Origin of the sequence: Acinetobacter sp. YH12049 (assembly GCF_013419875.1) — a bacterium.
GTDB classification, from domain to species: Bacteria; Pseudomonadota; Gammaproteobacteria; order Pseudomonadales; family Moraxellaceae; genus Acinetobacter; species Acinetobacter amyesii.
The window spans coordinates 22,305-44,870 of record NZ_VOZH01000023.1; the positions used below are offsets into that span (position 1 = coordinate 22,305).

Here is a 22,566-nt window from a genome sequence, read left to right on the forward strand (position 1 = left end):
CGAAATAAATTAACAGCGGAAAAGACTGGCATGCAGCACAAACATTTATTTATGCCATTGGCACTGGTTAGTGCTATGGCCGTAGCACAACAAGTATATGCAGCAGATGATTTTGTAGTACAAGATATTCGTGTTGATGGCTTAGTGCGTTTAACTCCTGACAATGTAGCCGGAATGATCCCATTCTCCGCTGGTGATCGTGTCAATGATCAAATCATTTCAAACTCAATTCGTAGCATGTTTGCGTCGGGTTTGTTTGATGATGTGAAGTCTTCACAAGTCGGTAATACCCTTGTATATACAGTGGTTGAACGCCCAGTAATTTCTAAAGTTGAGCTAAAAGGCAATAAACTTATTCCTAAAGAAGCCTTGGAAGAAGGCTTAAAGAAAATGGGTCTGTCCGAAGGTGAAGTTTTAAAGAAATCATCTTTGCAAACGGTTGAAACTGAATTAGAACAACAGTACATGCAGCAAGGTCGCTACGATGCTGATGTCAAAGTGATTACAACCGCTCAACCGAATAACCGTGTCAATGTCTTAATCGAGTTTGAAGAAGGTCAATCTGCCAAAGTATTTGATATTAATATCATTGGTAATACGGTCTTTAAAGAAAGCGAAATTAAACAAATTTTTGCATTAAAAGAAAGTGGTTGGAACTCGATCATTTCTCGAAATGACCGCTATGCACGTGAAAAGATGGCTGCGAGTTTAGAAGCTTTACGTGCGATGTATCTCAATAAAGGTTACATCAACTTTAACATTACCAATTCAAGTCTGAATTTGAGTGAAGATAAAAAACACGTCTTTATCGAAGTTTCGGTGGATGAAGGTGAACAATTTAAGTTTGGTGAAACCCATTTTTTAGGTGATACGCTTTATACGCAAACAGATTTAAACGCTTTAAAACTTTATAAAGATGGCGATTTATATTCACAAGAAAAAGTGAATGGTGTGAAACAGCTTTTACTTCGTAAATATGGTAATGCAGGTTACTACTTTGCAGAAGTGAACATTGTTCCTGAAATCAATAAAGACACCAAATTGGTTGATTTAAATTACTATGTGAATCCGGGCCAGCAAGTCACTGTTCGCCGTATTAATTTCACAGGTAACTCGAAAACAGCTGATGAAGTTCTACGTCGTGAAATGCGTCAAATGGAAGGCGCCTTAGCAAGTAACGAAAAAATTGATTTGTCTAAAGTGCGTTTAGAACGTACTGGTTTCTTTAAAACCGTTGATGTTAAGCCTGCACGTATTCCGGGCACGCCAGATCAAATTGATTTAAATGTGAATGTTGAAGAACAGCATTCAGGTACAAGTACTTTGGCTGTTGGTTTCTCACAAAGTGGCGGTGTAACTTTCCAAGCAGGTTTGAGTCAAACCAACTTCTTGGGTACAGGTAATGCAGTTTCTATCGATTTGTCACGTTCTGAGACTCAAGATTACTACAACCTCAGTGTAACTGACCCGTATTTCACTATTGATGGTGTACGTCGTGGTTATAATATGTACTACCGTAAAACCAAGTTAGATGACGACTATAACGTTAACAACTACGTCACTGACAGTTTTGGTGGTGGTATCAACTTTGGTTATCCGATCGATGAAAACCAAAGTATCAGTATGGGCTTGAATATTGATAATACCGAAGTAACTACAGGCCCATATGTTTCTACTTATGTGCGTGATTATTTACTAGCAAATGGTGGGAAGGCGACGGATACCACATCATTCTGTCCTACGGATGCGTCTGGTAACTCACAATTAACTGTGCCTGTATACAAAACTGATGCGAATGGAGATTTTGTACTAGATAGTGAAGGTAATAAAATTGTTACTCACAACACTTGCGCAGTACCTGAAGAATCATACGATAGTGCGTTTAAAGGTGATTTCTTAACTTATAACCTTAACTTGGGTTGGTCATACAATACCTTGAATCGCCCGGTATTCCCTACATCGGGTATGTCACACCGCGTCAATGCCGAAATTGCATTACCAGGTAGTGATGTTGAATATCAAAAAATCACTTACGATGCACAAGCCTATTTCCCACTGGGTAAAGACTTTGTATTACGTGGTTACGGTAAGTTAGGCTATGGTAATGATTTGCCGTTCTATAAAAACTTCTATGCAGGTGGTTTTGGTTCGGTACGTGGCTATGATAACAGTACTTTAGGGCCTAAATATCCTGGTGTGTATTATGATGCGCAAAATAAGGTTGACTATGATCCAGAAGAAGTGGGTGGTAATGCTTTAATTCAATTTGGTACTGAATTAGCTTTACCTGTGCCATTTAAAGGCGATTGGGCTCGTCAAGTCCGTCCAGTTTTATTTGCTGAAGGTGCGCAAGTATTTGATACGCAATGTGACGTTCCTAAATCTAGTGAAGACCGTCAATACTGTAAAGATAACTACGGCTTTGATATGAACAATATGCGTTATAGCGTTGGTGCAGGCTTTACTTGGATTACGATGATTGGTCCAATTTCACTCAGTTATGCATTCCCGCTTAATGATAAAGCTGGCGATGAAACAAAAGAAATTCAATTCGAGATTGGTCGTACGTTCTAAGTACGACCCTTCTGGGAATAACAAAATTACAGGTTGATAAGATGAATAAATTATTTGCTAGTTTGGCGGTATTGGGTATGTCGTGTTCTGCTGTGGTAAATGCAGCAGGTTACGGTGTGGTTGATTTAGAAAAGGTGGTGGATCAAAGTACTTATCTAAAACAACAAAATGCTCAAATTCAACAGCAGTTGAAACCACAAACCACTAGAATTGAATCACTGGCTAAAGAGTTGGAAACAATGCAGCAAAAAGCTCAGCAAGGCGGTGATAAATTGACGGCTGCGCAAAAACAGCAAATGGGTCAACAGTATCAAGCTAAACTCAAAGAGTTGACTGATTTGCAGCAAAAAGTTCAAACTTCAGTTCAAGGGAATATTCAGGTGTTAAATCGCACGATGGATACTCGAATTAAACAAGTTGCAGAACAATTGCGCACAGAAAATAAGTTAGATGTTGTTTTGAATAAAAATTCAGCACTTGCGTATGACCCTAAGTTTGATTTAACTGATAAAATGATTCAAAAGGTTAATGCAATTAAATAATCAATGAATTCTCAAAAATTCAGTTTAGAAAAGCTTGCTCAACTTGTTCAAGGTCAATGTATTGGCCAGCTAGACTTGCAATTCAGCGGAATGGCAAGTTTAGAGAGTGCTCAACCGCATCAGCTTGCATTTTTAAACGCAGATAAATATCTGAATGAAGCTCAACAGTCTCAGGCTGGTGCGCTGATTGTGACTGCAGACATGCAGTCACAAATCCCTTCGCAGCAAAACTTCATTGTTGTACCCAATCCGTATCTGGCTTTCGCTATTCTAACGCATGTTTTTGAAAAAAAATCTGTAGAAATAGGAATTGAAAGTACTGCTCAAATTCATCCTTCCGCAATCATTTCTGATACTGCTTATATTGGGCATTATGTGGTGATTGGTGCGAATAGTGTGGTGGGTGAAGGAACGCGCATTGAATCACAAGTCAAAATTGATCACGGTGTAGAAATTGGTAAAGATTGTTTTATCGATTCGCATGTGACGATTACTGGTGAAGCCAAGTTAGGTGATCGTGTACGTATCCATGCAAATACGGTGATCGGTGGTGAAGGATTTGGTTTTGCGCCTTATCAAGGGAAATGGCATCGTATTGCTCAATTAGGTTCTGTACGTATCGGGAATGATGTGCGTATTGGTTCAAATTGTAGTATTGACCGTGGTGCTTTAGATGACACAATTTTGGAAGATGGTGTCATTATTGATAACCTTGTGCAAATCGCGCATAACGTCAAAGTAGGTGCAAATACGGCAATGGCAGCGAAATGTGGCATTGCAGGTAGTACAACTATTGGCAAAAATTGTGTGCTAGCAGGGGCTGTTGGTATCGTAGGTCACATTAATATTGCAGATAATGTGACAATTACCGGTATGTCAATGGTCACAAAAAGTATTTCCGTTGCTGGAAGTTATTCTTCAGGTACGCCAATGCTTGAAAGTGGTTCTTGGAAAAAGGCAGCAATCCGCTTTAAACAATTAGCAGATGTGCCATTGACCCAATTGGTCAAACGACTTGATCATATGCAGTCTCAAATTGAGTCCCTTGAATCAACATTTAAATTGCGTAAATAATTATGATGACAGAGTCGAATACCCCAGCTTTCACAAAACCTGAATTACCAATGACTATTCAGACTATTCGTGAATATTTGCCACATCGTTATCCGTTTTTATTGGTTGATCGTGTTGTTGAAGTGACTGACAACGGGATTGTAGGCTATAAAAATGTAACGATTAATGAAGAATTTTTACAAGGCCATTTCCCTGAATACCCAATTATGCCGGGTGTGCTGATTGTTGAAGCATTGGCGCAAGTATCGGGTATTTTAGGTTTCATTATGAATAATGAGAAACCTTCAGCGGGTTCGCTGTTCTTATTTGCTGGTGCAGAGAAGGTTCGATTTAAAAAACAAGTCGTTGCAGGCGATCAACTTGTATTAAAATCGGAATTAGTGATGCAAAAGCGTGGCATTTACAAATATAATTGTGTTGCCACTGTAGATGGCGTAGTCGCAGCAACCGCGGAAATTATGGTTTCGCATCAGAAAACAGAGACAGCATGAGCAATAACGAATTAATTCATCCTACCGCCATTATTGACTCATCAGCAGTAATTGCTCCGGATGTGCAAATTGGACCATATTGTATTATTGGTCCTAAAGTCACAATTGGAGCGGGCACTAAACTGCATTCACATGTTGTGGTGGGTGGTTATACCCGTATTGGTCAACATAACGAAATTTTTCAATTTGCCAGTGTTGGTGAAGTCTGCCAAGACTTGAAATATGCTGGTGAAGAAACCTGGTTAGAAATTGGTGATCACAACTCGATTCGTGAACACTGTAGTTTACACCGTGGTACTGTTCAAGATCAGGGCCTAACTAAAGTTGGTAGTCATAATTTATTGATGGTAAATACACATATTGCACATGACTGTGTGGTAGGTGATCATAATATTTTTGCTAATAACGTCGGCGTTGCAGGTCATGTCCACATTGGTGATTACGTCATCGTAGGTGGTAACTCTGGTATTCACCAATTCTGTAAAATCGATTCATACAGTATGATTGGTGGTGCATCGCTTATTTTGAAAGATGTACCTGCTTATGTCATGGTATCTGGTAATCCAGCCCATGCTTTTGCCATGAATATTGAAGGTATGCGTCGTAAAGGTTGGTCTAAAAATGTGATTCAAGGTTTACGTGAATCTTTTAAATTGATCTATAAAGATGGTTTAACGACGAATGAAGCGATTGAGCGTATTCGCATTGAAATTTTGCCTGAAGTGGCAGAAGCGCAATTGTTGATTGACTCACTTGAGCAGTCTAAGCGCGGTATTGTGCGCTAAATGCTGCGAATAAAAAAAGACACCTTATAAGGTGTCTTTTTTTTGCATTAAAAAATAGTTCTATTTTTTAACAAAGCCTGCTTCTTCAGATTTTGGATACTTTTGGGTGAGCTTGGTTTTGAGCTGCGTTGCTAAATTGCTATTTCGATCGACATCTTTTGCAATGCTATACAGTTGATATAACGCTCTAGGCGCGCGGGTCGATTCAGGGTATTGATCTACCACGATACTATAGTTCTTTTTCGCTTCCACGTAGTTGGTCGGTTCAACAGCAAGGTTGAACTCAGCTAGCCAAAAATATGCATTGCTAATATAAACACTGTTAGGATTATTTTTAATAAAATTTTTCATCGGTGCGATGGCTTTTTTCGCACCACCTTGTTTATATGCATCTAAAGCAACGGTATAAGCTGCTTTCTCAAGCTCAAGTGAGTCACCACCTGCATTTACAGGTTGTTTTGCAGATGAGCTTAATGTTGCTTGGGTCGTAGGTTGTTTAGCTGGTGTAGGGGCTATATTAGCTGCTACTGGGTGCAGTACCTTGTTGGTTATCCTCCGCAGCCTCTGTGTCTTCACTCGGATCTACTTTTTGTTGGAGTAGCTCTAAACGTTGATCTAAATCTGCATAGCGGTTTGTAAGTTCACTTTTTAATTGTTCGATAATATTGTCTTGCTCTTCCATTTTACCGCGTAAGCTACGCAATTCATTTTCGAGCTGTTGGTTCTTCTGCATGAGCTGCCAATTCAAATTGGTTGGCGTAGGGGTAGAGCCAGCACCTGTTTGAATGGCTGTATTATTTGCTGTATACACAGTGCCATTATCTGCGCCACTCAAACCGCGAGATTCAATTGGAATATTGGCAAATAGCGTACCTGAGCAAGTCAATGTAAGGGCACACAATACATGCTGTTTAAACATCATAAAAATTCCATGTAGTTGCAAGCATGTCCGTATTGAATAGTTTTATTACAGACTGCTTTAGATAAAACGATAAGCACATTAAAAACGCCAAAGTTCTGAATTGCAATAAGCTTTTACAATCTTGTTGTGTATTAAAGTAAAAATATAGTGATGATGTTTCACGTTTTCTACATCATCGACCATCATATTGATTTATAAATAATCAAACAGTGTTTTCTACTCAGGAATTCTTGGTTTTAGGCTTGCATGTTTATCAAAAATCTCTATACTCTGTTCTTGCAATGGTAGCCCTGCCGGTTACTTCGCAATTGTACTCTACAAACCCCGCCAGGACCGGAAGGTAGCAACGGTAGTAGAAATATGATGTGCCGAAGTCTTGCTGGTAGGGTTGCCACCAGTTTCAATCATAATAAATTAAACTTCCTCTCATTTTTTTTAATCCTAGATTCTTCTTTATTTTATTTTTATTAATTCTTCATTTAGATCTATATCTTTGTTATTCGGCATCAAATTCTTTACGTGCAATCACTTTAAAAATCGTATCGAGATCGAATCCCCGATATTGTAAAAAACGTATTTGTTTGGCTTTTTGTTTTGGATCACGTTCAACAGCTTTGCCAAATTTTTTGATCTTGAGCTGGTAGGCTTCAGCGACCCAATCTGTTTCTTTTAATTCATCCTGAATTAATTCACTGTCTACTTTTTTATTTTTTAACGCGAGCTTTATACGGTTGGGACCTTTACCTTTACGTTTTTGACTCGACAGCAGCATCTCTGCTACACGCTGATCGCTTTGATAGTTCTCACGCGCAAGTTCTTCCACTAAGTCTATGACTTCTTCGCGGCTATCCGCATACAGTGCTAATTTTTCGATTAAATCCGCTTTTGAGTATTCTTTACGTGTGAGTACTGCAAAGGCGTAGGAGCGTAGACGAGAGCCGCGCAGTCCTGGTTTTTTTTCAGCATGAACATCTTTACCATTGGCATCAAAATGCAACGCAGAGTGATCGGTCACCGAAGTATTGTCATGTGAAATGTCAGTTTGTGCAGCATGAATTGCGCAGGTAGTTTCTTCAGCTTCTGCAAACTGTTGTTTCAGTGCTTCATAGTCGAGCAAGAGTGGAAAATGGTCTTTAGTCATGGGGATATTTTAATACAAAATTTGAGTGCAAAACAAAACGCCCCGTAGGGCGTTTCGTCTGCTATTAAAGCATGCTGTAATTAAGCATCTAAAAAGTCTGGTTCTTCTTCGTCTTTGTCTTCTGCAGGTGCTGTACCTGTAGTCAGAAGTTGTTCACGAATCAGTTTTTCAATGGTTTGTGCAAGTTCAGGGTGTTCTTCTAAGTGGCGAATGGTATTGTTTTTACCTTGACCAATCTTGTCACCTTGGTATGAATACCAAGCACCTGCTTTTTGAACAATTTCTTGTTGTACAGCGAGGTCAACAAGTTCACCTAAATGGTTCACGCCTTTACCATAAAGAATTTGGAAAATCGCTTCACGGAATGGAGGAGCCATTTTGTTTTTCACAACTTTCACTTTGGTTTCTGAACCAATGATCTCGTCGCCTTCTTTCACTTGACCAATACGGCGGATATCTAAACGTACAGATGCATAGAATTTAAGTGCATTACCGCCCGTTGTGGTTTCTGGGCTACCAAACATTACACCAATCTTCATACGGATTTGGTTAATGAAGATCACCATACAGTTAGAACGTTTTGCATTACCGGTAATTTTACGGAGTGCTTGGCTCATCAGACGAGCTTGTAAGCCCATATGTGAGTCACCCATTTCGCCTTCAATTTCGGCGCGAGGGGTAAGTGCAGCTACGGAGTCGACAACGATCAGGTCAATGGCACCTGAACGTACCAGCATGTCTGCAATTTCAAGCGCTTGTTCACCATTGTCTGGCTGTGAAACAAGTAAGTTATCAATATCTACGCCAAGTTTACGTGCGTATTGAGGGTCTAATGCATGTTCAGCATCGATGAATGCACAAGTACCGCCTGTTTTTTGACATTGGGCAATGGCTTGTAATGTCATGGTTGTTTTACCAGAAGATTCAGGACCGTAGATTTCTACGATACGGCCTTTAGGCAAACCACCAATACCTAGTGCGATATCTAGTGTTAAAGAACCTGTAGAGACAGCTTCAACCGCCTGTACAGTATTATCACCAAGACGCATAACGGTGTTTTTACCAAACTGCTTTTCAATCTGGCTTAAGGCCGCATTTAACGCCTTGCTTTTATTATCATCCATCTTACAACCTCAATACGATGTCACGAAACAATATACTCAAGTGGATGTATTCAGTTTAAATCTGTTCCACGAGGGTATAGTGACAGAAATCATCCTTTTGTTCTATGAAAATCACAACAGGTGCGACATGTTGTGACGCTTTAACTTAATCATCATTATAAGACCATTGCTGGTCAAACTGTTGATCATTTTCTCTTTTAAATTTACCAATATCTCGACGATCTTTTTTACTTGGTCGATGATCTGGCCGAGCTAGATTATGCAACTTTCTTTGTGATGCGAGCAATTCCCGTTTTGCAATACTGACTTCAGTTTCATCATAAAGTAGCTGAGCGGTTGGGGCAGGCCCACGAACATCCGACAGTGCTTTCACCACCACGGTTTTTTTCTCAAGGCCTTGTGCAATGGTTAATTCCATGCCTACACGAACTTCACGAGAGACTTTAACGCGTTCACCATTATGATGAACTTTACCGCCTTCAATCGCATTTTTGGCAATAGAGCGGGTTTTAAAAAAACGTGCAGCCCACAACCATTTGTCTATACGCATACCAACCGCATCTTCGGCTAGATTTGATTTACGCATATTTTTTCTGTTCCTCGGCTTGCTCAATCATTTGAGCTTCTAAAATAGGGATTAAATCTGTTAATGCGGACAGCATTGGGTAATTGCAAGTCTCGCGAGGCGCTTTGGCAGATGAAGGCTGCTGAATCGAATAGAGCTGTTCGATCCCAAAAAGTTTTGCGCCATTAAGTACTTTTTCTGTGTCATCAATGAAATAACAGTTTTTTGCATCGAAGGAATGTTTGCTTGCTAATATTTGCCAAAACTCAATAAACTCTTTGGCATGACCGAGCGTTTCTGAACTGACGATAACATCGAAAAAATCACGAAGACCGGTTTCTTCAAGTTTGAATTGTAAGCCAGCATAGTCGGCATTGGTCGCAAGCCAAATAGGATAGCCATTTTCTTTTAGATAGATAAGCAGCTCAATGCAACCTTCACGTTTAGCCACTTTGGCTTTTTGTTCTATTTGCATTTCCAGAACATCAACGCCAACTTGTGACGTCCAAAAGCGAGAGGAGTACCATTTTAGGGTATGATTATGCTGTTGATAAAAACTAAATAGCGTTTGCTTGCTTTGTTCGAGTGAGCACTGATGCTGTTCAGCATAGCGAATTGGCAGCAGCTCATTCCAAATGAAATCATCATAGGCAAGATCGAGTAAAGTACCGTCCATATCGAAAATGATCGTCGGCTTTTCTGAGTAATTTGGCATATAAAGGTATTCTATGTTTAAAACAACAACAGCACCGCAAGACCCACTGATTTTGCAGTTGGTTCCCATTGTGACACAAGCTTGCGAAATTTTGCGAGAAGAATATCAGCGTTATTGCTCAGGTGCGGATTTTGATGTGGAACGTAAAAGTGATGATTCACCTGTAACGCAAGCTGACTATCGTGCAAATAGCTATATTACTCAAGCATTATCCAAAGTTTCTAACTTGCCTGTATTGTCAGAAGAAGGTGACAAGTCTGAACGTATGCAATGGCAAAAATTTTGGCTGCTTGATCCCTTGGATGGTACCAAAGAGTTTTTACATAAAAGACCTGAATTTACCATTAATCTGAGTTTGGTAGATGGGGCCAATACCACTTTTGCCATATTGGCGATCCCGGGGGAATATAGCGTATATATTTGCCCCTTTGCGGGACTGCCGCTGAAATATGATAGCCAGTCCACTGCATGGTATGAATATGTTCAAACCTCTGCAGAGAGTGTCGTACACGTTGGCTTGAGTCAAAGTGCCAAAAATAAGCCGATTTATACGGACTATCTAGACGCTTTAGAAAAACTCACTCCTTTTCAGGCCTACCATGCTGGTAGTGCATATAAGTTTTGTATGATGTTAGAAGATCGAGTGGATATTTATCCGCGTTTTCATCCGACTTGTGAATGGGATACCAGCGCTGGACAATGTTTAATCGAGCGTATTGGTGGTGGTTTGGTTGATTTTAAAGGTCGCGCATTTCTATATAACCAACGCACGACTTTATTAAATGGTGGATTTATTGCATTTAAAAATGCCGAAATGAAAGAATTGGCCTTAAATGCTTTGGCAAACATGCCTGACAAAACTTGAGCTAAATCGGGTTCATGCTATAGTGTCAGCACACTCCGTTAAATCTCCTGCATTTAAGAACTGTCAATTATGGCCCTAGATTTGCTCCCTCCTAGTATGCTGAAAGCAATAGACTTATTGCCGGATGAAAAGACGCCTGTAACATTGTTTACACGTCATTCCATTCGTGAAGTTGTACAAGGACAAGGCTTGGCCGGTTATGACTTGCAACTGACCCATCAAGGACGTGATTTAGCCGAAGCGTGGGGCAGCTATTTGGTTGAAAATACCGATCGTGTTATTCAGCACTGTATTTCGAGTCCAATTCAGCGCTGTGTGGATACGGCGGCATTGATGATTCAAGGTGCAGATAATGTCACGATTGAACCGAATACCCACCATATCGAGATCATTGAACAAGGATTATTGGTCGAGCCGGGAAGTTTTGTGCTCGATATTAAAAAAGCAGGACCATACTTTCAAAAGCAAGGTGCTTTAGGCTTTATCAATAGTTTTGTGAATAATGCTTTGCCGGGTATGAAACAGCCCATTCATGGGGTGGTAGATGTTTTGGAGTTGATTTACAACACTCATCCAACCAATGATTATGGTCTGAGTCTAGCGGTGAGTCATGATACGATTTTGGCTGCAATTCTTGCCATTATTTCAGGTAAAAATATCGTGACACGCGAAGATTGGCCTAAAATGATGGAAGGTTTATTTGTTTGGTTTGAAGGAGATGTATTCCTTGAGTCAAAACTGAAATGGATTTGGCGTGGAGAACTAAATGAATTAAATATTCGTGAATTTCAGCAGGCTGAGCAGCAACTCTAAGTATTTTTGCGCATACAAAATATTTAAAAAAGGCATCCATGTACGGGATGCCTTTTTTATCTGCTTCAATATTTCATTAAATAAAAGATTAAATATTGGCTTTAATTCGTGCAGGATACTGATTTAAATCAATACTTGAACCGTCGTCACTATAAGGCCAGCGGCTAGTATTGACAGGGAGATGTTGTTGGTGGATTCGACTGTATTTGTCTGCGGCAATCAATGTGGCAATGTCATGATCTTTAATGCTATACGCTTGTACGATTTCAACTGGATATTGTGTGCGTTCAAAAAATTCAGCTTCTGTTTCCCCTTGATGCAGTGCAAAAATACGTTCTACAGCTGGTAAGTACACGCCATATGCTAACCATGAGTCTACGCCTTGAGAGGCTTGAATCTCAGCGGTCGATTTCATATTTGAAATGACTTTACCTAAAATGTCTTTTTCACCTTTCGATGTAAAATATTCAATATATTGATTTTCTGCTTCTGCAAATTTTTCTAATGATGGCAAAAATTGGTTAATCGACATTTTTATCCCTCTTTTCATTTGTACAGCAATGGCTGCCTAGGATGAAAATTAAAATACCATAAAAAATATATGGGATTAAACCATTTCTTAAAATTTTATTTACAAAGTTTCTAAAAATATCCTGACAATTTTTGTCGGGAATATACGATTGTATTAACAGGTCTACATCTTAATTTTAGTTGAAAAGTGAAGTACCTGTCACATTAATAATGACTCTACCAATACAAAATATTTAGATTTTATTTGAATTGTTAATAAGTGACAAAACACGGCAATTGAATGATTAAAAAAAAGAAAATAGCATTAAATTTGTTGTAAATTATTGATTTATATATTTTATGTAAGTCTCTTTATTGGATTCTTTTGTGGCTAATTGGGGAATAGTAGTGAAAAGTGTGATAGATTTTTCATATGACAAATTATCAATTTGTATTGTGTCATTCATGTTAGTTGCTTGTGGTGGTGGAGGCGGTGGTGATAGTTCAAGTGGTTCTGCATCAACTGCAAATTATCCAGAACCGACCCAAGACATAGTCGATGATACCAGTATTGGCTTTTATGACTACGATGCAAATGATGCTGTTCGTGAAATACGAAATGATTTAGTCGGCAACTTTTCAGCGCAAGTTCAATTTGGTCAAAGTCATGTCGTCGATCCGAATGCGAACGAAGCCAAGAAAATGCCACGGTTAACCAGTGAAAAAGAAGCGCTGCTTATCGTGACGCCAACACTTGATATGCAAAACATCAAGCAACTCAAAGTAGAAATCTATCAAAACAACCGCTTAATTCGTACCGCGACATTGGATGATCCGACGCAAATGCCTGTTTCAGACCAGAGTGGGCAAAGAGGTCGTCCAGATGTTTGGTACAGTAAACGCGCGTGGGCCACGAAGCTCAATTGGGATGAAGTTAAACCCGGTCTAAGATTAAAATTTATTGACGCAAATAAAGTCAGCGGTGAATTGGCTGAGGATAAAATCGATTTTGCTGCACCAGGTGAATTGGTTTTAAATAATATCCGTGTTGGTATGTTGGCAGATAAGCCAAATTCTACCGGCCACTATATGCTACTAGAGCCTGAAAAAGCGGGCACAGATTATTTCCAAACCATTCCTGCAGCAGAAATGACGGTTGCACAATATGATGATATGCAGTTAACACGTGCAATGGTATCTTCAGGTGTTATTTATGACAGTAAAAGTGCCGGAGATGGTGGTGTTTATGCAGGAGACATGCGTGAGGATGTCGGTAAATCAACCTTTAGTGTTGGTATAAACCTTGCTAACTGGGGTATTACCAGTGCATCTATGGCCAACCAAAGTCAGCCACAATTAACCCAAACAGTAGTTGTCCATCATACGAAGGGGAACTATGCCAATGGTGTGCATACTCATGGACTGAGTGGTGGTAATGGCATGCTCACGCTTTATGATTCTGTAGGGAATGAATTTAGCCATGAAATTGGTCATCACTATGGTTTAGGACATTACCCTGGTCAGGTAGGTGACAATCTATTTTGGGCTGCACATCATGCGGACAGTGGATGGGGTTATATTGCCAATCGCAATATGATGCGCGGAAATCTATCATGGACGGCGACATGGAAGTGGGATGGAGCGAATGGTATCCCAAATTTTAAAAATTTGTTCCCGTACGGAAAAGATGCCATGTCCGGCGGGTATCCTGATAGTAATGTATCACGCTACACACACTATACGGGTTACAGCACATTCCTGAAAATTCAACCGCACTTTGACCGTTATGTCTGGGATGAAACATCACCTACCGGCTACAAAAAGTGGAATAAAACCACTCGTGAAATGGAAGTCGCTCAACCGAAGATGCCAAATTCTACGGCTCCGGTTTGGTATAACGCAGATCAAAATTATCCACGACCACGGGTCTTTGGTCAGCCCGTAATTACCATTTTAGGGGGCTATGATCCTGTCAATCAAGTCGGTTTGTTGTATCCTGCTGCACGTTCAAACTGGGGTAATGTTTATGATTTAACGGCGGCCAATACGGCCTTAGACCAAGCTGCATGTTGGTTGAATGTGCAATACACGAATAAAGTCAACAATATTGCTTTAGCACCTGTACGACTAGGTAGTAATGCCAATAAACTGCATGTCAATTTAGCTTTGGCAGATCAACCACAGAAAGTTGATTTGTATTGTAAAAAAGCAGGTGAAGAAGCCAAGTTATTAGCAAATATTGATATTCCAGTTTACAGCACAGCGATCAAGCCGGCCGTCAAAATTGGACGTCAGCATGGTTATAGTGCTTTGCGTGCTATCGAACTTCCTCAATTAGAAAGTGCTTTGGAAGCGCAAGCTGCAAATGCTGTTGTTGCTCTTAATCCAACTGAAAAAATGCTGTATGAGTCATATAAAAATGACATGTCATTGATGAATAGTGTGGCGCGTCAGCAATTAACCCGTTATGAGTCGCAACAAAACACAGCATACCGACTAAATCGTTGGATGAATGTGTATGCACAAGACCTAACCAATCAAATACCTGAGGCGCAAAGCGCACTCGAAGCATTTATGAAAAAGCTTTCAGTCACTCAAGAAGGTCTGTTCGAGCAGGCGACATTGATCAAAAATGGAAACAACTGTTTGAAATCTGAAACCTTAACTGATGGAGCATTAAATTTGTACATCAGTGGTCCAAGCGGATGTACTGCGGATGATACTGAACAGTGGGTATATGATGCCATTGGTCGTATACACAGTAAGTCAAATCCAGATCAATGCGTAACAGGCAACGGTGGTTCAGCTAAAGTGACGCTAGAACGTTGCGTGTTAAACCAAACCAATCAAATTTGGACCATGGACCCTGCGACTACAACGATTCGTCAAAGTGGTCAATGTATGGATTTAAATACGGGACGTTTGCAAAATAACCGTGCGGATTTAATTCGATATAGCTGTACCAATGGTGGCAATCAACGTTGGACAAATTTGACAGCAAGCCAAAACTTATTATGGACATATTTATCAGCGACGAATATGAAACTGATTAATAAATAGCCTATAATTAAAAAAATAAGGTCCATCGAGGACCTTATTTTTTTGCTTTTAAAAACCTATAGGTACAAAAAAAGCCCTAAAAAGGGCTTTTTTTATCGCAACAAATTAGTTAGCTAAAGCTTTAACTTGTGCATTTAAACGGCTCTTATGACGAGCAGCTTTGTTTTTATGGATGATGCCTTTATCAGCCATACGATCGATAACAGGAACAGCTTTTTTGTAAGCTTCTGTAGCGACAGCATAATCACCAGCAGCAATAGCAGCTACTGTGCGTTTAAGATAAGTACGAACCATAGAACGTAAGCTTGCGTTGTGTTGACGTGCTTTAACGTTTTGACGAGCACGTTTTTTTGCTTGAGCAGAGTTTGCCACTCGTGCACTCCTTGAAATAGATTGGTCTGGGCGGGCTGAAATTACATCTGAAAACCAACATCAGAAGAACTATCACCAGCCCGTAAACAAGTGCCATATTGTGATTAAACTAAGCGCTTAAGTCAAGTCTTGACATGCTTTGACAACATTTTAGATGCAGAAAAATTTTAAAGAAAACGTTAGATTAGTCTAAAGTGATTGAGATTGTATGAAAAATGACTAAAAGTATAGAGAATGCGATTGTCATCGGAGCAACAGGATTGGTCGGGCGGGAGCTGGTTCGTCAGCTCAGTCAAAATGCAAGATGTAAGAATATTACGGCTGTGGTACGTCAGCGTGACCATGAACTGAATGGACTGGCAAAAGTTCAACAAATGGTGATCAGTGACTTTCTTTCTCTGACTCAGGATGATGTGAGAGATTATAGTCATGCCTTTAGTTGTTTAGGCTCGACCATTAAAAAAGCAGGGTCTAAAGATCATTTTTATCAGATCGATTTTAGCATCAATGCGCATTTTGCTGAATTATTAGAATATTATTTAAAAACCTTAAAGTTAAATCAACTTTCGATATTAAAGCCTTCGCTGTTACTTGGCGAGCGTCATGAATCTCGACGTTTAGAAGATGCGACACAGAAACTTTATATGCGCTTTTCGCATTTTGTACCAGACCGTTTCAAATTTAAGCCAGTGACAGCACAGCAAGTGGCTCATACTATGGTCGATGCAGCACAAACTCAGACTGAAAAGTTCGAGATTTATGATAATTTACGCATACTAACAATTAAATGAGGGAAATACCGTGTCTACAGTTCCATTCGTCACCTGTGATTTACTTGATGATCATCCAGATAAAGAATTACAAGTGGTGATCCCGTCGTTGGATGGTAAATTCTTTCAAAGTTATGGTGCACGAAAAAGTTTTGGCGGTCAGGTGATGACGGTCAAATGTTTTGAAGATAACTCTCGTGTTAAAGAATTATTGGCAACCGATGGTACGGGTAAAGTATTGGTTGTGGATGGTGGTGCGTCGATGCGCTGTGCCTTGATGGGTGATATGATTGCTGAATCTGCAGTTAACAATCATTGGAATGGCGTCATTATTTACGGCTGCGTGCGTGATGTTGATGCGATTGCCGAACTTGATTTAGGTGTGCATGCTTTGGCTGCGATTCCACAAAAAAGTAACCGCAAAGGCGTGGGTGAAACAGATATTCCATTAAGTTTTGGTGGTGTAAACATTCAGTCTGGTGATTTTATTTATGCTGACAATAACGGCATTGTTGTTTCAAAAGAGCAATTGGTTGTTCTTTAAGTGGGTTTGAGTTTTTAGTCATGGAATCAGTTGGCATTGCTTACTTATATACGACGATATAAATCTGGAAAAAATACAAACTTCAGCTGAGGACTCTCGGCTGTTGTATAAAAATACGAAATAAAAGAAGAAAGGAAGAATATATGTTGTTGCATCAATTAAAAGTGGCGCAAGCGTTGCTCTCAGGCGTAGCAGAGGGCGGACGAGGTACAAATGGGACGTCTTATCCCAAACAACCTGATAAAGCCCTTAAACTGTACGAATTTGAAGGTTCTCCGTATTGCCGTCGTGTGCGTGAAGTTTTGACCACACTTAATTTGGATTATGAGGTTTACCCATGTCCCAAAGGGGCTAAAAAGTACCTTTAGAGGTACAGAAATTAGGTGGAAAACAGCAATTCCCTTTCTTGGTGGATGACAATACTGGGGATCGTTTGTACGAATCTCAGCAAATAATTCATCATCTATTTAAACATTATGGCAAAACAGGTCAGACTCCTAGGAAATATGCCAATTATCCTAAAATTCCGTATGTTGCCTATGTTGGAACCTTAATTAATGGGGCTCAAGGCGTGTGGGTGCACCGTAAAGTCATTCATCGTGATGCTCCAAGTCAACTCTTAGAACTATGGGGTTTTGAAGCGAGTCCATATACACGCATCGTACGTAGTGCATTGTCTGAAATGGAGTTGGCATATACCTTTCATAATGTGGCTAAGGAGCGTTGGCAAGATCAGGGATTAGCGGTAATGCGCCTAAAACCTGGTAAATATGTACCCCTGAAAGGCGGTAAGCGTGAACAAGTGTTAAAAATCATGGGGAACAATATTCAAGTGCCATATTTGAAAGATCCTAATACTGGTGTTGAACTTTTCGAATCTGAAAAAATTGTAAAATATCTGAAGAAGCAATATTTGAGCTAATCTCACTCAAGTTTAAGCTAAGTACAGTGTATAGTCAGACTGATGGCTATACACATATTGTAATGTTAAATGGATTTAAAATTAGAAGAAAAATGCATCATAGCTGCATCAATTGAATTAGAATAAATTGTTAAAAAATAAGAAATTTACTTAATTATAGGGATATCCTAAAAGGATTAAACTGATTAATGTAAAAGACATTTCATTTTTTCGGGGGAAGTAAATCATGTCACCACAAGAAGTCATACTACCCGTACCGGTGCTCGTCGTTGAAGATGAGGAAATTATTCAATTACGTTTACGTCAAATTTTGACAGAGCTGGGTTATAAGCGTGAAGAGCTTATCTTCACCAAAAATGTTAAAGAATCTATTCAAGCCGTAGAGACCCAACCGATATCCTTAGCCTTAGTTGACTTAGGTTTGCCTGATGGTAGTGGTATCGAAATTATTGAAAAAATACGTTCCCTCGAAAGTAATACCATGATCTTGGTTGTCTCTGCATGGAGTACACAAGAAAGCTTATTTGCCGCAATTAAAGCAGGTGCAACGGGCTATGTATTAAAAGAACGTGATGATGCTGAAGTACTTTTATCTATTCGGAGTATTTTACGTGGTGGGGCGCCGATTGACCCATTTATTGCACGAGAAATCCTTAAACAAATATCCGAAGCCGAAGCGCCAAGTCCAGAACAAACAGTCGCCGATGAAGCAGACCTGAACCTCTTGACCAGTCGTGAAAAAGAAATTTTATGTTTGGTTGCTCAAGGTTTGAGTAACCGTGAGATTGCTGAACAGCTTTTTGTTTCTCGCTATACGGTAGAAAGCCATATTAAACATATTTATCGCAAATTAGCCGTAACGAAACGAACCAAAGCCGTGAGTACAGCAAGATCTATGGGTATTCTATAATGCGTAAAGGAGGATATTTTTTCTTATTTATCCTCTGTTTAGTATGGGGGAGCTTGAGTCATGCAGAGCAAGTTTTCCCTGTAAATGATCAATGTAATGTAACTGTGAATAGCATTTCACGGGTGAAGACACCATCCAATCAAGAATTACCCAGAACTGGATGGAAAACCACGCAATTACCTGACCGTTGGAAAGAAGATAAAGACTGGGAGGGTTATCAAGGTGGTGCTTGGTATAAATTAGACTGGTCTTGGTACTGTAAAAATAATGCGCGTTTGGCAGAACCCATCGCACTATATGTTGATTACATTATTAATACGGGTTCAGTCTTTCTGAATGGCGACTTGCTGTGGACCAATAAAAATCTTCAAGAACCGGTCTCTAAAAGTTGGAATGTTGCACGCTATTGGATTTTACCGATAAGTGGAATCAAGCATGATCATAATGAAACCTTGATCTATGTTTATGGCTACTCGAGTCTAAATGCTGGCTTGGGTCCGGTGAAATTTAACAATGTCATGGCAACAATAGAGCAGGCCGAAGAAGCCACTTGGACTCGTCGAACCATATTACAATTAAATATTTTTCTTTCTGGGGTCTTGGGTCTAATTTGCTTCATTATTTGGTTGATGCGACGTCGGGATACTAGTTTTGGCTGGTTTGCGCTTTCAACGGTGTTATGGATTTTATTTCTCAGTAATGCACTGACCACTGAAACCTTTCCGTACCCAGATTCAATATTTTCCACCAAAGCCAATCTGATTTTTGCAATGCTGTACTTTCAGTGTTTTAGCATCTATATTTTGCGCTTTCTTGGGCGTAAATTTCCTCGCATTGAGCTGTCATTTACTATGTTGACTGCTGCACTGATTGGTGTGGTGTGTATCTGGCCATTCGAACAAAATGCAGATATTTCGAGCCTTATTTTCTTTTTATATTGTGCATTCTTTTTTATCACTTACCTCTATCTGTGTAAAATTAGTTTCAAAGAACGAAGAAGAGACTATATTTTATTAGCAATCTGTTTGACTGCGATAATTGTGATAGTCATAGGTGATATCACAGTCTTGGTGCTCTTTCCAAAAGAAAATTTTACACCTTTATCACCCTTTACTTCACCGATTATCACCTTATTTATAGTGGTGATCTTGGGGGCGAGACTTAATCGAAATATACAGAAGATTGAAAAATATAATGATGATTTGGCATTTGAAGTTCAGAAAGTCAGTGATGAACTATGTAGTAGCTTGAATGATAAACATCAGCTTGAACTGAGTAATGTACGCCTGCAGGAACGGATTAAATTATCACATGATCTGCATGATGGTCTGGGCGCATCCATTGTGCGCTCGATGATCTTGGTTGATCAGTGTGAAAGTAATATTCCAAATAGACAGTTCTTGTCGATGTTGAAATTATTGCGCGATGATTTAAGGCAAATTATTGATAGTGGATCATCTTTAGACAGTAAAGTGCCAAATTCACCTTTGCTCTGGATCGCACCTGTTCGACATCGCTTTAGTCAGTTGATGGATGAAGTGGAAATGAATGCCAAATGGTGTATTCCTTCGCAGTGGGCGATCAAACCAACGGCAATTCAGTGTCTGACTTTAATACGAGTGATTGAAGAAAGCCTGACCAATATTGTGAAACATAGCCAAGCAAATCATGTCAATGTCACGCTGTCACAGTTCGAAAATGGCGCATTGCTATTAACCATTGAAGATGATGGTGTCGGTTTCGATGTTGAGAGTGTTTCAAATCATGGCATGAGTATTGGGATGCGAAGTATGAAAATGCGTGTAGAACGGATAGGCGGAAATTTCAAAATTCATTCTCAGCAAGGCTGTACCATTATTCAAACAGAAATTAATTTAAAATCAGCTGCATAAAATAATATGTTGAAATAATAAAAATGATGATCAATTCGATATTAAGTCATCTAAAGCGCATTGCATTGTTCTGCTGTGTCACTTTTATAGCAGCTTGTGGTTCGCAGGATCATGCGCCTAAACCAGGTGAGTATGGGCAGATTTTGTTCCAGCATGCGGTGTTAAGTACCGAAGAAATTCAACAATTACTCAGTGAAAGTCAAAGCGATACAAATACATTAAACACTAAAAATTTTGCAGTGGATTACACGGCGACATCCAATCAAAACCCATATCGTGCAGTCTTGTTGGTCAAAGGTAGGGCAATGACCAGTGGTGAGGTATCCGTTAAATTTCAAATTGATAACTACAATGCCGCTATTCAACAAACCTCAAGCAATCTCATGCAAATGGACGCAGGTGTTGATCAGATTGAACGATTAGAAACATTAGATGCAGGACAAGATTTTAACTTTGTTATGGACGGTGCGCCTTTCTCAGTCAATGCTGCCAATGATCCAAATAGTATGACCAGTCAACTGAGTTTGTTAGAGTCAAGGAATGTGGAGTTTCAAAGTATTGAATTACAAATTTGGCAAGGCAAAGGTAGTCAATACGGCGTAATGCGTTATCTTTGGTTTATTGGATTGGTGTTATTGATTGTATGGGTTTATCGCGTCATCGTGGAGAAAAAAGCCGATCAAGTCGAAGATTTTTTAAATCGTAGAAAGCGAAAATAATGCTATTCAGCAGTATAAAAAGGGAGCATGACGCTCCCTTTTTATTGAGTTTATTCAGCTTCCGTTGGGACGAGCATCAGCACAGATTCATTTAATAGCATGGCAATATTTTCTAAGATATCAGCATCATATAAAGATTCGTCTAGCGCTAGACTTTGGCCATCGGCAATGGTTTTTAAATGCACTGCAAATTCGTCTGAGATACAGATTCCTTCGCCATTTGCCCAAAACAAAATATCACCGTCTTGCTCTGTATATAGTAAGCGTGAAGCCGGTTCTAACATGAGTTGATAGCCTTGATCTAAGGCCTCTTCAAGATCACCAGTGCCGATTTCTTCGGCTTCAGGAATATTGTCAGGATATTTAGGTTCTGACATTAAGCTCATGATTGCATCTTCAAGTACGGTTGAATTTTGCAATTGTTCAAATAACTTTTCTTTTAAATACTCAAGTTCATTTTCAGTCACTTGGCCAATCGCACTGATTTGATCACGTAAAATATCAGTTAATGGATTTTTAAGTAGGGGATTGTCTGTGAATTTGTCTGTCACTCGATCCATCATTTCAGTGACATTTGGCATGCGGAAGCCAAATGAATACGTCAGACACTCATCTTCAGCTACACCATAGTGTGATAGGCCTGGTGGCACATAAAGTAAGTCGCCGGGAGCAAGCACTTCATCAAAATGAACATCCATTTCTGGTAGTAAGCGAAGCGGTTGACCTTCGACAAATGAAGTATCTGCATCACACATCTGACCCAATTGCCAACGACGGTGACCATAGCCTTGAACAAGGAATACATCGTAAAAATCAAAATGTTGTCCGACAGAGCCACCTTTTTGTGCATACGACACCATGATGTCATCACGACGCCATTGCGGAATAAATGAAAACTGCTTCCATAGCTCGGCTAGGTCAAAAGAATAATGATCGACAGCTTGAACCAATAAAGTCCACAGTTTCGGCATTTTTTGAAAATCGGCTTTAAGTAGTGGAGAAGATTTCACTGTCCATTGGTTAGGATCACGATCTTTTTGTTTGATGAGACGTGCAGTGACGTTATCTTCTAAAGCCAATTCAAGAACGTCTTTCGGTTCAAGTATTTGGGCAATTTCAGGGAGTGCATTACGAACCAATAATGGTTTTTTTTGCCAATATTCGGCAAGGAATTGTTCAGCGCTGATGCCGCCGAGGATGTTAAGAGAATGAGCCATAGCTAAATACATACAATTTCAATGGATATATTGTCCCTT

20 protein-coding genes, 1 other RNA gene and 2 pseudogenes are annotated in these 22,566 nt (G+C 39.6%); 15 read left to right on the forward strand and 8 right to left on the reverse strand.

Annotated features, from left to right (window positions below; translation table 11 throughout):
- The first annotated feature begins 30 nt into the window (after positions 1-30).
- Genes bamA through lpxA form a run of 5 tightly spaced genes read left to right on the forward strand, consistent with a single transcriptional unit; the run spans position 31 to position 5,466 of the window.
- Positions 31-2,574 carry an outer membrane protein assembly factor BamA gene (gene bamA / locus FTU05_RS11300; protein ID WP_180165363.1) on the forward strand — a complete coding sequence of 848 codons (2,544 nt, stop codon included), beginning with the start codon at positions 31-33 and terminating at the stop codon, positions 2,572-2,574.
- A gap of 41 nt (positions 2,575-2,615) precedes the next feature.
- Positions 2,616-3,116 carry an OmpH family outer membrane protein gene (locus FTU05_RS11305; protein ID WP_180165366.1) on the forward strand — a complete coding sequence of 167 codons (501 nt, stop codon included), beginning with the start codon at positions 2,616-2,618 and terminating at the stop codon, positions 3,114-3,116.
- 3 nt (positions 3,117-3,119) lie between these two features.
- A complete protein-coding gene (gene lpxD, locus FTU05_RS11310) occupies positions 3,120-4,190 on the forward strand; it encodes a UDP-3-O-(3-hydroxymyristoyl)glucosamine N-acyltransferase (RefSeq protein ID WP_180165368.1) in 1,071 nt (356 codons plus the stop codon).
- Positions 4,191-4,195: 5 nt separating this feature from the next.
- Complete coding sequence (fabZ, locus tag FTU05_RS11315; RefSeq protein ID WP_171263789.1) at positions 4,196-4,681, forward strand: 3-hydroxyacyl-ACP dehydratase FabZ; 486 nt, start codon at positions 4,196-4,198, stop codon at positions 4,679-4,681.
- On the forward strand, positions 4,678-5,466 hold the full coding sequence (gene lpxA / locus FTU05_RS11320; RefSeq protein ID WP_180034788.1) for an acyl-ACP--UDP-N-acetylglucosamine O-acyltransferase: 789 nt from the start codon (positions 4,678-4,680) through the stop codon (positions 5,464-5,466). The genes fabZ and lpxA overlap by 4 nt, the downstream gene beginning before the upstream one ends.
- Positions 5,467-5,526: 60 nt before the next feature.
- Here the strand turns inward: lpxA and FTU05_RS11325 are convergent.
- Positions 5,527-6,388, reverse strand: a pseudogene (locus FTU05_RS11325) (YbgF trimerization domain-containing protein).
- A gap of 291 nt (positions 6,389-6,679) precedes the next feature.
- Between FTU05_RS11325 and ffs the strand changes: the two are divergent.
- An RNA gene (ffs, locus tag FTU05_RS11330) (signal recognition particle sRNA small type) lies at positions 6,680-6,776 on the forward strand.
- Positions 6,777-6,884: 108 nt separating this feature from the next.
- Here ffs and FTU05_RS11335 read toward each other — a convergent pair.
- The 4 genes from FTU05_RS11335 to FTU05_RS11350 all read right to left on the reverse strand — a co-directional run bounded on the left by FTU05_RS11335 (position 6,885) and on the right by FTU05_RS11350 (position 9,933).
- A complete protein-coding gene (locus FTU05_RS11335; RefSeq protein WP_180109130.1) occupies positions 6,885-7,529 on the reverse strand; it encodes a regulatory protein RecX in 645 nt (214 codons plus the stop codon).
- A gap of 80 nt (positions 7,530-7,609) precedes the next feature.
- The gene (recA, locus tag FTU05_RS11340; protein ID WP_180109129.1) at positions 7,610-8,653 is read right to left on the reverse strand and encodes a recombinase RecA; all 1,044 of its coding nucleotides are present in this window, start codon (positions 8,651-8,653) and stop codon (positions 7,610-7,612) included.
- 145 nt (positions 8,654-8,798) lie between these two features.
- Complete coding sequence (locus tag FTU05_RS11345) at positions 8,799-9,239, reverse strand: RNA-binding S4 domain-containing protein (RefSeq protein ID WP_168377604.1); 441 nt, start codon at positions 9,237-9,239, stop codon at positions 8,799-8,801.
- A complete protein-coding gene (locus tag FTU05_RS11350; RefSeq protein WP_180165369.1) occupies positions 9,232-9,933 on the reverse strand; it encodes an HAD-IA family hydrolase in 702 nt (233 codons plus the stop codon). The genes FTU05_RS11345 and FTU05_RS11350 overlap by 8 nt, the downstream gene beginning before the upstream one ends.
- Positions 9,934-9,946: 13 nt before the next feature.
- Between FTU05_RS11350 and FTU05_RS11355 the strand changes: the two genes are divergently transcribed.
- Both FTU05_RS11355 and FTU05_RS11360 read left to right on the forward strand, forming a co-directional pair.
- A complete protein-coding gene (locus tag FTU05_RS11355; RefSeq protein WP_180021720.1) occupies positions 9,947-10,798 on the forward strand; it encodes a 3'(2'),5'-bisphosphate nucleotidase CysQ in 852 nt (283 codons plus the stop codon).
- Between the two features lie 69 nt (positions 10,799-10,867).
- Positions 10,868-11,611, forward strand: a complete 744-nt coding sequence (locus FTU05_RS11360; RefSeq protein ID WP_078188709.1) for a histidine phosphatase family protein — start codon at positions 10,868-10,870, stop codon at positions 11,609-11,611.
- An 88-nt stretch (positions 11,612-11,699) separates the two neighbouring features.
- Here FTU05_RS11360 and FTU05_RS11365 read toward each other — a convergent pair whose 3' ends face one another.
- Entirely contained in the window at positions 11,700-12,143 is a 444-nt protein-coding gene (locus FTU05_RS11365) for a hypothetical protein (protein WP_180066534.1), read from the reverse strand.
- Between the two features lie 443 nt (positions 12,144-12,586).
- Between FTU05_RS11365 and FTU05_RS11370 the strand changes: the two genes are divergently transcribed.
- Entirely contained in the window at positions 12,587-15,181 is a 2,595-nt protein-coding gene (locus FTU05_RS11370) for a M66 family metalloprotease (protein WP_180165371.1), read from the forward strand.
- 105 nt (positions 15,182-15,286) lie between these two features.
- On the opposite strand, the gene rpsT is transcribed toward FTU05_RS11370, so the two are convergent.
- Positions 15,287-15,553, reverse strand: coding sequence for a 30S ribosomal protein S20 (gene rpsT / locus FTU05_RS11375; RefSeq protein WP_078188707.1), 267 nt, complete (start codon positions 15,551-15,553; stop codon positions 15,287-15,289).
- 215 nt (positions 15,554-15,768) lie between these two features.
- Between rpsT and FTU05_RS11380 the strand changes: the two genes are divergently transcribed.
- From FTU05_RS11380 to FTU05_RS11405, 6 genes and pseudogenes are all read left to right on the forward strand, one after another.
- Positions 15,769-16,344 carry a nucleoside-diphosphate sugar epimerase gene (locus FTU05_RS11380; protein ID WP_180165373.1) on the forward strand — a complete coding sequence of 192 codons (576 nt, stop codon included), beginning with the start codon at positions 15,769-15,771 and terminating at the stop codon, positions 16,342-16,344.
- 10 nt (positions 16,345-16,354) lie between these two features.
- Positions 16,355-16,867, forward strand: a complete 513-nt coding sequence (rraA, locus tag FTU05_RS11385) for a ribonuclease E activity regulator RraA (protein ID WP_168377554.1) — start codon at positions 16,355-16,357, stop codon at positions 16,865-16,867.
- A 143-nt stretch (positions 16,868-17,010) separates the two neighbouring features.
- Positions 17,011-17,789 (forward strand): annotated as a pseudogene (locus tag FTU05_RS11390) (glutathione S-transferase N-terminal domain-containing protein).
- A gap of 226 nt (positions 17,790-18,015) precedes the next feature.
- A complete protein-coding gene (locus FTU05_RS11395; RefSeq protein ID WP_078188703.1) occupies positions 18,016-18,699 on the forward strand; it encodes a response regulator transcription factor in 684 nt (227 codons plus the stop codon).
- The gene (locus tag FTU05_RS11400; RefSeq protein ID WP_180165375.1) at positions 18,699-20,591 is read left to right on the forward strand and encodes an ATP-binding protein; all 1,893 of its coding nucleotides are present in this window, start codon (positions 18,699-18,701) and stop codon (positions 20,589-20,591) included. The genes FTU05_RS11395 and FTU05_RS11400 overlap by 1 nt, the downstream gene beginning before the upstream one ends.
- 23 nt (positions 20,592-20,614) lie before the next feature.
- Entirely contained in the window at positions 20,615-21,310 is a 696-nt protein-coding gene (locus tag FTU05_RS11405) for a hypothetical protein (RefSeq protein WP_180041092.1), read from the forward strand.
- A gap of 50 nt (positions 21,311-21,360) precedes the next feature.
- On the opposite strand, the gene FTU05_RS11410 is transcribed toward FTU05_RS11405, so the two are convergent.
- Positions 21,361-22,527 carry a cupin domain-containing protein gene (locus FTU05_RS11410; protein WP_180147398.1) on the reverse strand — a complete coding sequence of 389 codons (1,167 nt, stop codon included), beginning with the start codon at positions 22,525-22,527 and terminating at the stop codon, positions 21,361-21,363.
- Positions 22,528-22,566: the final 39 nt, after the last annotated feature.

What these genes read in the sequence shown, in the direction of transcription:
- bamA (WP_180165363.1), top strand. Translation starts at nt 31, where the DNA reads ATGCAGCACAAACATTTATTTATGCCATTGGCACTGGTTAGTGCTATG.
- FTU05_RS11305 (WP_180165366.1), top strand. Translation starts at nt 2,616, where the DNA reads ATGAATAAATTATTTGCTAGTTTGGCGGTATTGGGTATGTCGTGTTCT.
- lpxD (WP_180165368.1), top strand. Translation starts at nt 3,120, where the DNA reads ATGAATTCTCAAAAATTCAGTTTAGAAAAGCTTGCTCAACTTGTTCAA.
- fabZ (WP_171263789.1), top strand. Translation starts at nt 4,196, where the DNA reads ATGACAGAGTCGAATACCCCAGCTTTCACAAAACCTGAATTACCAATG.
- lpxA (WP_180034788.1), top strand. Translation starts at nt 4,678, where the DNA reads ATGAGCAATAACGAATTAATTCATCCTACCGCCATTATTGACTCATCA.
- FTU05_RS11335 (WP_180109130.1), bottom strand. Translation starts at nt 7,529, where the DNA reads ATGACTAAAGACCATTTTCCACTCTTGCTCGACTATGAAGCACTGAAA.
- recA (WP_180109129.1), bottom strand. Translation starts at nt 8,653, where the DNA reads ATGGATGATAATAAAAGCAAGGCGTTAAATGCGGCCTTAAGCCAGATT.
- FTU05_RS11345 (WP_168377604.1), bottom strand. Translation starts at nt 9,239, where the DNA reads ATGCGTAAATCAAATCTAGCCGAAGATGCGGTTGGTATGCGTATAGAC.
- FTU05_RS11350 (WP_180165369.1), bottom strand. Translation starts at nt 9,933, where the DNA reads ATGCCAAATTACTCAGAAAAGCCGACGATCATTTTCGATATGGACGGT.
- FTU05_RS11355 (WP_180021720.1), top strand. Translation starts at nt 9,947, where the DNA reads ATGTTTAAAACAACAACAGCACCGCAAGACCCACTGATTTTGCAGTTG.
- FTU05_RS11360 (WP_078188709.1), top strand. Translation starts at nt 10,868, where the DNA reads ATGGCCCTAGATTTGCTCCCTCCTAGTATGCTGAAAGCAATAGACTTA.
- FTU05_RS11365 (WP_180066534.1), bottom strand. Translation starts at nt 12,143, where the DNA reads ATGTCGATTAACCAATTTTTGCCATCATTAGAAAAATTTGCAGAAGCA.
- FTU05_RS11370 (WP_180165371.1), top strand. Translation starts at nt 12,587, where the DNA reads ATGTTAGTTGCTTGTGGTGGTGGAGGCGGTGGTGATAGTTCAAGTGGT.
- FTU05_RS11380 (WP_180165373.1), top strand. Translation starts at nt 15,769, where the DNA reads ATGACTAAAAGTATAGAGAATGCGATTGTCATCGGAGCAACAGGATTG.
- FTU05_RS11395 (WP_078188703.1), top strand. Translation starts at nt 18,016, where the DNA reads ATGTCACCACAAGAAGTCATACTACCCGTACCGGTGCTCGTCGTTGAA.
- FTU05_RS11400 (WP_180165375.1), top strand. Translation starts at nt 18,699, where the DNA reads ATGCGTAAAGGAGGATATTTTTTCTTATTTATCCTCTGTTTAGTATGG.
- FTU05_RS11405 (WP_180041092.1), top strand. Translation starts at nt 20,615, where the DNA reads ATGATGATCAATTCGATATTAAGTCATCTAAAGCGCATTGCATTGTTC.
- FTU05_RS11410 (WP_180147398.1), bottom strand. Translation starts at nt 22,527, where the DNA reads ATGGCTCATTCTCTTAACATCCTCGGCGGCATCAGCGCTGAACAATTC.